Source organism: Flavobacterium polysaccharolyticum (genome assembly GCF_038739875.1).
GTDB classification, from domain to species: Bacteria; Bacteroidota; Bacteroidia; order Flavobacteriales; family Flavobacteriaceae; genus Flavobacterium; species Flavobacterium polysaccharolyticum.
In genome coordinates this window covers 1-9,504 of the sequence record NZ_JBCGDP010000039.1, presented here as the reverse complement: position 1 = coordinate 9,504, position 9,504 = coordinate 1, and the positions used below count along the sequence as shown (strand labels likewise).

General features: G+C 32.1%; 8 protein-coding genes. 3 read left to right on the top strand and 5 right to left on the bottom strand.

Annotated features, from left to right (window positions below; all coding sequences use genetic code 11):
- Positions 1-227: 227 nt before the first annotated feature.
- Entirely contained in the window at positions 228-569 is a 342-nt protein-coding gene (locus tag WFZ86_RS19835) for a DUF2853 family protein (protein ID WP_342693566.1), read from the bottom strand.
- 675 nt (positions 570-1,244) lie between these two features.
- Between WFZ86_RS19835 and WFZ86_RS19830 the strand changes: the two genes are divergently transcribed.
- The 3 genes from WFZ86_RS19830 (at position 1,245) to WFZ86_RS19820 (ending at position 5,843) form a co-directional block, all read left to right on the top strand.
- Complete coding sequence (locus WFZ86_RS19830; RefSeq protein ID WP_342693565.1) at positions 1,245-2,747, top strand: tyrosinase family protein; 1,503 nt, start codon at positions 1,245-1,247, stop codon at positions 2,745-2,747.
- Between the two features lie 292 nt (positions 2,748-3,039).
- Positions 3,040-3,804, top strand: a complete 765-nt coding sequence (locus tag WFZ86_RS19825) for a copper chaperone (RefSeq protein ID WP_342693564.1) — start codon at positions 3,040-3,042, stop codon at positions 3,802-3,804.
- A 1,037-nt stretch (positions 3,805-4,841) separates the two neighbouring features.
- On the top strand, positions 4,842-5,843 hold the full coding sequence (locus WFZ86_RS19820; RefSeq protein WP_342693563.1) for an IS110 family RNA-guided transposase: 1,002 nt from the start codon (positions 4,842-4,844) through the stop codon (positions 5,841-5,843).
- A gap of 146 nt (positions 5,844-5,989) precedes the next feature.
- Here WFZ86_RS19820 and WFZ86_RS19815 read toward each other — a convergent pair whose 3' ends face one another.
- The 4 genes from WFZ86_RS19815 to WFZ86_RS19800 form a co-directional block, all read right to left on the bottom strand.
- On the bottom strand, positions 5,990-6,523 hold the full coding sequence (locus WFZ86_RS19815; protein WP_342693562.1) for a hypothetical protein: 534 nt from the start codon (positions 6,521-6,523) through the stop codon (positions 5,990-5,992).
- A 31-nt stretch (positions 6,524-6,554) separates the two neighbouring features.
- Positions 6,555-7,220 (bottom strand): hypothetical protein, encoded by a 666-nt coding sequence (locus tag WFZ86_RS19810; RefSeq protein WP_342693561.1) that lies wholly within the window; start codon positions 7,218-7,220, stop codon positions 6,555-6,557.
- Positions 7,221-7,682: 462 nt separating this feature from the next.
- Positions 7,683-8,237: a hypothetical protein gene (locus tag WFZ86_RS19805; protein WP_342693560.1), complete on the bottom strand. Its 555-nt coding sequence runs from the start codon at positions 8,235-8,237 to the stop codon at positions 7,683-7,685.
- Between the two features lie 6 nt (positions 8,238-8,243).
- The coding region (locus WFZ86_RS19800) for an RHS repeat domain-containing protein (RefSeq protein ID WP_342693559.1) at positions 8,244-9,504 on the bottom strand (1,261 nt) is incomplete at its 5' end.

Below are 9,504 nucleotides of genomic sequence, written 5' to 3'. Positions count from 1 at the left end.
CTGTTGTACTAACATCTAAAAAACCTTATAATTACAACTAAACATACCAAAAAAGGAGTAAAAATCCTAAGATTTCTACTCCTTTTATTTGTCAATTTACTCGGAAAAAGACTTTTTCAGTGGCCTCAGTTTTACCATGCTTCTTTTTAATTAAACGCGATTCAACTGCTATGATTTTTTACGCCTGACAGGTTTATAAAACCTGTCAGGCGCTAGTTTCAAACGCATTAATTATAAATACTTTCTTTTTTGAAATGCACCGTCAATAAATAATAGACCACTGCTCTGTATTTATTAGTATTCGATCGTCCGTATTTTTCCATGACAGCATCGATGGCGGCGTCTAGTTCTGGACCATCAGAAAGTCCTAACTTCCCTATCAAGAAATTCTTTTTTACCGTTTCTAGTTCTGAAGGCTGACTTCCTGCTACCGTAGCCGAATCCGCATTGTAAATAGACGGTCCACAACCAATAGTCACTTTGGTAAGCAAATCCATATCTGGAGTTACTCCACATTTTTCTTTTAAATCTGAGGCATACTTAACAATTAATTCTTCTCTAGTACTCATACAATAAAGTTTAAATTTGATTAATAACTTTTATAACATACTCAAATATAATTAATTAATAACATCTATCGTTACCAAATCAATAATTTAAATCAACATTCTAAAATATTACAATAAGAATAGCTCCTGCCATTCGTAAAAAAAGCTACAAAATAACCAAACGGTTACTTTGCAGCTTTTTATCACTTTTGCCACACTAAATATTCTAAAAAACATTTACGGGAAAAGTCAGGAGACTTTTAGCACGTTTACGATTTTAAAGAACATTTAAAAAATATGCAAAGTCACAGACATTTGAGCAGCCCAAACTGACAACTTATTCACTCTTCGAAGAACTGGTGCAAAAATAGCCTGTCCGCCTATGTAGCAATATCGAGAACTCTTGTACCGATTACCTTTTATAAAAAAACTAAAAACTTTCTCTATTTACTTTTTCCCGTAAAAACAGCAAAACGTCTCTTTATATTTACAAAATAAAAATAAAAACAGGTAGAAATACCTATACCCACATACTAAATAAATTTTAGATTTGAGTAGACATACTAAAAAAAAGCAATACCTAAACGCTCAAATACTGATAATTATAGCCCTAAAATCTAATTTGCTAACTAGTTAGATGATGTAATCACAAAATAGGCTTTTTAAACAAAATATAAACAACTAAACAGATAAATTATGACAAATTTTACTAGAAAAAATGCATGGAATAACGGGGGAGAATTCATAGATCCCTCAGGTAATTACACAGATCTTTACTGGTATGCTAAAGGGGTAAATGTAATGATGTCCAAACAATTAAATGATCCTACAAGTTGGTGGTTCTATGCTGCTATTCATGGTTTTTCAACTAGAGAATGGTCAAGGTTTCCTACTCCACCTTCGGTTCCCACTACTCCACTTCCTGATAATTCAACAATAAATTTATATTGGAATCAATGTCAGCATCAAAGTTGGTATTTTGCACCCTGGCATCGAGGCTACCTTATAGCAATAGAAAATCAAATTCGTACTGAAATTATTAAATTAAATGGTCCTGCTGATTGGGCTTTACCTTATTGGAATTATTTTGGTACTGGTAATGAAAACTATATACCAACTGCTTTTACTCAAAAAAAGTTACCCGACGGAAATGAAAATCCATTATTTGTAACAGCAAGATATGGCCCTAATGATGACGGAATAGTTTATGTAGATACGCAAGTAGTTAATGAAAAATGTCAAAACAATACAATCTATACAGGAAGTAATTCTGAAACCCCTCCTCCAGGGTATGGTGGGCCAGAAACAGGCTTCCATCATAGTAAAGGTACCAGTGGTAATCTAGAAAACAATCCTCATAACTATGTTCATGGTATGGTGGGTGGTAATAATGGTATGATGTCATATCCTAATACTGCTGGCTTAGATCCAATATTTTACTTGCACCATTGCAACATCGATCGCATGTGGGCTTCTTGGAATGCTGATGGAAATAACAATCCTAATAGTAAAAAATGGCTTAATGGTCCTGCATCTATTGGAGAAAGAGAATTTGCTATGCCTAAACCTGATGGAAGTTCGTGGATATACACTCCTAATGATGTGGATAATTTAGATAAACTAAATTATACTTACGAAAGTCTGAAAACAACTGCAACTCCTCAATTAGAGAGTTTACTTGCACAAAGAATGAATAAATTTGGAGTAAATACCACAACCTCTTTATTAGAAAATATGGATTCAGAATCAAAAATAGAACTTGTAGGTGCAAATCAAAGTGCCCTGAAACTAAGCACAACAAGTGTAGAAACTTCAGTAAAATTAGATAAAAAATCCTGGAAACCTGTTCCTAAAAGTTTCCTGAAAGCATCTTTAACAAATATTCCAGACCAAATTTATTTACATCTTGAAAATGTAACTGGTACAATGGACTCTAACATCCTTTATGTGTCTATTAAAGAACAAGAAGCTGGGCATGTTTCGCTATTTGGACTTGGAAACGCTAGTGATATAGATGGTGCACATGGTGGTGGTGGATTAACCTTTATTATAGATATTACTAACATTATCGACGACATACATCTAGAAAGCGGACTCGATATAGAGTCTCTTGATGTAAAAATAGCAACAAAAAAGACAATTTCAAACTCTGATGATATTACCATTGGTAGGGTCAGTATCTACCGCAAGAAAAACTAATAATAAAATCGATATTAATAAAGTTTTTTTGTAATACCCTATAAAAAATAGTACCAATTAGACAGTCCAAAAAGCCACAAGAAAAATCATTCTAAATTGATTTTAACCTGATTTAGCACCTGATTAACTTAGACCAAAAGATTGACAAAAATCACTTTTTTGGACTGCCTAATTAGAAATATGACATAGTCTTTAACAACTAATCTATTAAAAAAAAAGAAAAATTACTGTATTTACAGATCAACAAAAAAATGATAACATAAATAAGATCGATAAAAAAATAATTACATCTATGAAAAAATGGATAACCACTAAAAATGCAATCAATACAGTAATTCTTGTTTTGAGCATTCTGTTTTGGATTATTTTACTCTTAAATCCAGGCAATATAATGTCAGTAAAGCATTGTCATGTTACGCTAGAAGGTCCATCACCTGACTCACTTCAAATGTTACTTGACATGAATCCGTTTTCTGGACTCATGATAGGCTGGACAGTGATGGTATTTGCTATGATGTTACCAAAGCTTGCAATGCCGATTCAAAATATTTACGAAACCAGTTTTAAACACAATCGTTTTTTTATTGCATTCCTTTTTGTCCTTGGATATGCCATTATTTGGATTGCAGTTGGAGTACTAATGAATATAGCAATAATTGGTTTAAACTTACTCATGCCTAAATCTTTTTTTCCAGCAATTATGGTAGGACTAATAGCAATTATTTGGCAATTTTCTCCCATCAAACAAAAGTATTTAAATCGTGGGCACAACCATACTATTCTTGCAGCATTTGGATGGGCTTCTTATCGTGACGCACTTCACTTTGGCATTATGCATGGAATCTTTTGTGTAGGAGCTGGCTGGGCTTTAATGTTATTTCCTATGCTTTTACCACAAGGACATAACTTAGCAATGTTTTTAGTAACCTTCATTATGATAAGCGAGCACATGGAGCACCCAAAATTGCCACGTTGGCATTTTAGTTTAAGACTAAAACTATTGAAAATTCTAATTGCTCAAACAAAAATAAGGATAAAACAAAATTCAATGACTTAAAAATAAATAGTAAAAAATAGAATTCCTATAGTACTATAAAAAACTGATTTATTAATAATAAAGTATTACCTGCTGCGAAAAGCACGACTCTACTGGCTTTCCTGAGCCGATTAAGAACAATCCTTTCTCCTTGTTATTTGAAAATTACACTTTAAACACTATAATTATGAATGAAAATAAAACCTTAGCAACAAACAACAACAAAAAGCAACTTCTTGGAGGTTAGCTACCTAGTAATCCACAAATAATAGAACAGTGGATACAAAAATTAAAGAAATTTGCAAAGAACAATCCTAACCAGCTTCGCAAAGTCTCCTGACTTTGCGCTTTTCTTTCAACTTAAGAATTGTAAACATACTAAAAGTATCCCTACTTTTTCTGCAAACGCCTTGTCAAGTTTTAATGTTTGCTTGTCATATTTATAAGTACCAATAAAACGTAAAAAAACAAAAAAGCTACAAAATAACCAAACGGTTACTTTGCTGCTTTTTATCACTTTTGTCACACTAATCCTTCTAAAAAACATTTATGGGAAAAGTCAGGAGACTTTTATAACGTTTACGATTTTAAAAAACATTTAAAAATTACGTAAAGTCACAGACATTTGCGTAGCCCAAACTGACAACTTACTCACTCTTCGAAGAGCTGGGCGATGCTATAAAACAACAAAAGCAACCCAGTTAAGAGTTGCTTTTTGTTTTTAGTAGTATTGTGGCTCATCGTTGCGGACACGGATTGAAAATCCGCGCTATCGTTGTGTGAACATATCCGAGCCATCAGGTTCGCACTAGCCCTGTGTTACCTAATGCTCGCGCCGTCCTTTAGATTTGCATAGTGAATTATTCGTAAATTTAAACTAACAACCAAACTGACAAAGTGAACCATTCGCGCCGCAAAGTTTTCAGACTTATCCCCCGATTAGGACTTTGTCAGTTTATATTGAATAAGCATCAAATAGTAATTCAGATTTCAAGGTCTATTATCAAGGTTATGATTGTATTCAATAGTTTGGTTGCTAATCTTAAAAAACTTTTCTTATGGGTAAATTTAAACATTTTTTAGGTATTGATGTGTCAAAAGAATACTTTGATGCTGTTGTTATTTTGGATGAGAATAAACAGAATGCCATTCATAATCAATTTATAAATGATTATAAAGGTATTCAAGGACTCCGCAAATGGTTGAAAGAACAAGGTGCTACTTGTGAAGATACTTTTGTTTGCTTGGAACATACAGGAATGTATGGGAAGTTAATTATCAAGTATCTAATATCATTTAAGTTCGATATCTCGGTAGAAATGTCTCTAAAGATTATTCGTAGTATTGGTGTACAAAGGGGTAAAAATGACAAAGTTGACGCAGAAAGAATTGCTTACTATGCTATGAAAAATGTTGATGAAGCAGTTTTATATAAAGCTCCTAGGAAAGAAGTAGACAAAATTAGAAACCTTTTATCTTTACGAGAAAAGCTAGTCGTTACAAAAGCTTCTTTGTTGCGCAATGTTAAAGAACTCAAATCATTTGATTTAGAAGTGGCTAAACTCTCTGAAAAGCTACAAAACAATACAATCAAAGGAATTGATTTGGATCTAAAAAGCATTGAAAAACAATTGGATAAAATAATAAATGAAGATGAAAACCTATCTAAAATCTTCAAGATTACTACATCTATTAGTGGCATCGGAAAAGTAACAGCTCTGTTTTTAATTTGTTTTACAAATGAATTTACAATATATTCAACACCACGTCAATTAGCTTGTTATGCTGGTGTTGTACCTTTTGAACACACCTCAGGAAAAAGTGTACGCTCAAAACCAAAAGTCCATTATATGGCAAATAAAAAACTAAAAAAACAGCTTCATATGTGTGCCTTATCGGCAATCACAAGTGATCCAGAGTTGAGAATATATTATAACCGAAAAGTAGAAGAAGGAAAAAGCAAAATGCTTGTAATTAACAATGTAAGAAACAAACTAGTACATCGCCTATGTGCTTGTATAAGGGAAAACAAAATGTTCGAAAAAAAACAAGTAGCTTAAACTATATCAAATAATATTTTCTTTTAAAAGGAAAGAGAGAAAAAACTCTCTTCCCCTTCGCAAGATTTATTGTTTTTCCTAAACCAAATTTATTGAAAAAATCGCAAAAAATAGATAGAAAATTTATGATTTTTTATTTGGAAGAATCATAGTAATCGGGGAGAAAAAAACACCGTTCCGTCTTTCAGAAAAGATCCGAAATAGATATTTAAATATTCTCCTTCAAAATCCTCAAAAAGTATAACAAATTTTTCCTTTTTTTCGTCTAAAAATAATTCATAAAAAAGAAAATCTTTACTCTTTAAATATTTATAAAAATTATTAGTAAAAATCACTTTATTCAAGTTGATTAGACCTTGATTCAAAGCTTCTCCTCCTCTTACTATATAAAGATAATTGGTGCTAATTTTATTATCGATAAAATCAGTAATTTCTTTTAACATAACATCGTTCCCTTTTGTCAATTTTTTTTTAATATATGGGGATATTGGAAAATCAGCAGGATCAATAAATTGCCAAACAGCATGGTATTTATCATTTCCCATTAATGTAAAACCTAAATACCCTTCATTAAACAAATCAAAATATTTCTTATTAATATTATTTAAGTCTTGCTGTTGTTTTAATTTTAAAATTAAATCTTCTTTTCTATTTCTCTCCGGGAAGTTTTGTATAGGCATGATTTACTTCAATTTTTTTATAATTTTTAGTTTAAAAATATTCTACAGCTTCATCGGCATTTTTAAACATGATATTTTCATTTGCAGCTCCTATGTGATAATGAATATCACCATCTTTAACATGCTTAACGAGTACTCTATATCCATCTTTTGTTTTAAATAATTGGAACTTCCCGACATGTGTAGGATTGTCTTTATATATAAAGCCAGTACTTCTATCCCATCCTTTTTTCAATATATCATCCGTAACGGTCCATTGTGCAATTGGAGATTCTCCTTTAGGTAAATTTAAACGAATTCTCTTTAAATAAGCATACGCCAAACCTCTTGTTCTAAAATATAAGTTACCCAACTTACTTGTAGCTGCTAATGATTGAGCTACTTTAGGTACTCCTTTTACTATTCCGCCTGGAGAATACCACGGTAATTCTAAATATATTGAGTTTTGTCCTCCATTACCAGTTAAATAACCTTTCTGATCAACTGACAAATAACTATCGCCAGATCCAGCACTGCTTCCGTCAGCTTTAATTTTTCTATCTCCAAATTCATAGAAACTAGCTTCAGGTAAAACTTGACCATGTTCATAATCTAATTGAGTAAGATTGTAATCTGATTCTGAGTACCAACCAGCATTAGTATGTTCAGTTCCTTTGTGCCAATACCAATCTTTTTTGGGATTTCCTCTAGTTTTCATTTTCAGAATATTCCCATTCGAACCACCTCTATCTGTTCGAGCGGAGCCACAATTTCTTCAACTAACCCCAGCTCCGCTAAGTCTCCTGACTTTGCGCTTTTCTTTCAACTTAAAAATTGTAAACATACTAAAAGTCTCCCAACTTTTTCTGCAAACGTCTTGTCAAGTTTTAATGTCTACTTGTCACATTAATAAGTACCAATAAAACGTAAAAAACAAAAAAAAGCTACAAAATAACCAAACGGTTACTTTGCAGCTTTTTATCACTTTTGCCACACTAATCCTTCTAAAAAACATTTACGGGAAAAGTCAGGAGACTTTTATCACGTTTACGATTTAAAAGAACTTTTAAAAAATACGCAAAGTCACAGACATTTGCTTAGCCCGCACGATAACTTATTCACTCTTCGAAGAGCTGGATATTCAATATGTGTATCAATTTTATTAAATTCTTTGTTTTCATTATTTTTTATTTTCTAAAAAATAATCATCACCCATTTTATAAACTTTAATTTTAGGACTCAAGACATATTCCTCAAATAATTTGTGTTCATTTTTAGAACCTCTTGCATTATATTTTCTTTTCATAGATATTGTATCGCCTTTTATTTCACCTTCTTCAATTACTGGATATATATCACCTATTGTAGCTGCTATTCCTTCTGTTTTGAAGATGCTATTTGTTATCATAAAATAGAAGCTTCTATTTAATTTTATAGGATTAAAAGACTCTCCTAACATTGACAAAGGCATTAATGGAGTTTCATAAATATACTTATCCTCTGAAAATACTACATATTGAAAAGTAGCCCCATTTCTCAAAATATAATACGCTTGATTTTTCTTTATTCTTGAAAAATCAACAACATCTTCATTGTAAAGAGTAAAGTATTTTTTAGAAAAATCAAGTTTATTCATTGTTTTTAAATCATTTGCATATTCATTGTTCTTTCTTAAAGGAACACAAGAATTAAGCAATAACAAAGAGACTGACAACAAAAAGCTATACTTATACATAAAATCTTAATTAGAGTTAAATAATGAATTGCTAAATGTTGTACCTGAAAAATAACGACTTATTTTTGAGAGAGATGGTTTTGCTCTTCCGTTGTCGTACGGAACAAAAAGATGATGAAATGTAGCATCAGGTTTTCTTATAGATGGCCAAGGTATATTGTCGTGCATTTTATCTGAAGGCCAAAAAGTTTCGCTACCAGTATTGCTTCCTGATTGTATTACGCCATAACTAGAATGTTGTAATGACATTTTCTCAATACCATTATTCAATAATAAATCAAAGATATCTTGATTATCAAAGTTTTGCCCTCCTAATATTCTATCTTGATCGTATGTAGCTTTATTATTAGATAAACCATAATAACAATCAAATGAATATGTAGCTGTTAAATCACCATTTTTAACTTGTAGATTAAGACCTGCTGACCAAAATTGGTCTGTTCCTGAACCAAAAAACAAAGGTGTTTTTTTAACATCATTATAAGAAGCAATTTGAATATTTCCTAATTTAAGAGCTGTTGCTCCTAACCATTGATTTCTACCACTACCATCACTATTTCTTCCAGAACTTAAAATAGCATTACCTCCAATTGTTAAAGAAGAGTCAAAAGAATTATTAACACCTGAACCACTTTGAGAATTAAATAAATTAAGATTCATTGAACTACCATTCCCAACTCCTAGAGTTAAGGCTGGGCTTGCAGTAAGGGTAAACAAGCTTGGACTCATTGGTGAAGTCCCTGGACCTCCTTGATATGTTGTTGCGGCGATATTTATTGATGCCATTCCCCCAACATCGCCTATATTTCCTTTTGCAGAAAGACCTGCATATAAACTTGCACTAAATCCACCTCCTAAATGATAATTTATTTTTGCACCAGCATTTAACTCATTACTACTCTCTTTTCCTTCTAATTCACTAGCGTGAATAGGTTGATTAGAGCTAAATTGATATGGTGTTAAATATGGATACTTCCCTTCAAGAGGATCTCTTGCAAAAAACCTTCCCACACGTGGATCATGCATTCTAAAAGTATAATTCAAACTATTCCCTTCGCCTTTAATTTCGTTGTCCATTTCCTGCCCCTGGAACCCATAACGGTAAGCTGCGCTTGAGCCATGACGGTTCGGAACTAACTGACCAAAAGGATAATAATCACTATAACTAAGAACGTCTGGGGTTAGGGTATTATTTGCCCCCACAAGGCTACGATCTGAAATTACAGAAAGTACATTCCCTAAATGGTTTGATAATTCATAGCGCTTA